1 protein-coding gene is annotated in these 1,395 nt (G+C 53.2%); it reads right to left on the bottom strand.

Features of this window, described 5'->3' with window-relative positions; translation table 11 throughout:
* Positions 1-670: 670 nt before the first annotated feature.
* Complete coding sequence (locus V6D20_23875) at positions 671-1,177, bottom strand: hypothetical protein (GenBank protein ID HEY9818819.1); 507 nt, start codon at positions 1,175-1,177, stop codon at positions 671-673.
* Positions 1,178-1,395 lie beyond the last annotated feature (218 nt).

Genomic DNA, 1,395 nt, shown 5'->3' with positions numbered 1-1,395 from the left:
CAAAGCGCTCTACTCGCGCGAACAGGAGCCCTATTTCCCAATGGGAACCCTGGAGTACATGGCATGATCATTGTATCAACCAATCCTACCAACATATTCATAGCGCGCCATGAGACCGCACTCGACGGGCAACCTGTGGTGATATCTGGGACTTTCGATGAGGCCACCGCAGGTGCCGAAATGTACAGCGACCTACTGGGGGATCTTTTTGTATTTGTGTGGGTCTCCGAGGGTGCTTGGTCTCTTAGTGACGACAGCGATGGCAGCACCACCGTCCGCTTTTTGCTTTATACTATCTACAACATATCCAGCGGCGTTATCCGCACACATACACTCGGCACGGTAAGGGACTCCCTGACCTCTAGCATACGATCAGCACCCTAGGAGATTTTGTCCGCGTTCGGAGCGTAGACATCGACCCTGCAACGAACATTGTCTATGTGAGCGGTAGCTATGGCTGGGCAAACGTCACTTGGAATTGGAATGCACCAGCGGATGCTCTTCCACCGGATGCCCCACAAGACCACCGCTACGGCTACCTTGCGATACTGGATCTCAACGGCACGGTATCGTTTCTCTATTCATATCCTAGATACTAGATGTCTCAGGCTTCCCGTCAGAAAGCACACAGCTGGAGGGTGTGGCATGGTCCCCTGCTGAAGTAATGTTCTCAGCTAACCTCGTAGGACAGTCTCTGGTTTACAGGGCGGTACAAGGGCCCCAGTTCCGTCCTGGACCAAGCTTCATATTTCGGAACTGAAGACGGTTTCATTCTGAAGACTGCGGCGCCCTCAACGTGCAACTTTCCTTCATCTTGCTGTGTGATGAATCCCCCACCGCCAATCCCTTCTCCGACTATGTCCCCAACGAACTTTGGGCCTGGCCCTACCCCAACGTTGCCATTCTTGTCCACTTCCTTGGCCTCTACGCCGTCGTCTACACCCTCTACTTCGACCTTCGCTGCTCCACCTGTTCTGGTTACACCCACCATTGCATCCTCTTCAACAATGAGCACCGGTCTTGCAACGCATGACACTGTTAATATCACGTATTCTGCAGATACATCTGTTCCACTATCGACCCAGAATGCCTCAGAAGTCTCGGAACTTACCTCAGACTCGAGCGGAGGCATGGGGTCAGAAGTCTCGGAACCTACCTCAGACTCGAGCGGAGGCATGGGGTCAACCTCAGACTCGAGCGGAGGCATTTCTGGGCCGGCAAGTCCTAGCCTCAACTCCGGATCTGTGATAGCCCCCGAAGTCGTCACGCTCTTGTTGGGGGATTACGAAATCCCAACCCTCGGAAATGTGGTTATCAATGGCATCCTAACGGTTGATCTTGATCTTGGCGATACACTTCTTGAGGCAGGACTCTTGCACCTGACATCTAGGACCT

This window comes from Candidatus Obscuribacterales bacterium, from assembly GCA_036703605.1.
Lineage (GTDB): Bacteria > Cyanobacteriota > Cyanobacteriia > RECH01 > RECH01 > RECH01.
Note: the sequence above shows the minus strand (reverse complement) of the source record. Positions and strands in the feature narration are given on the sequence as shown.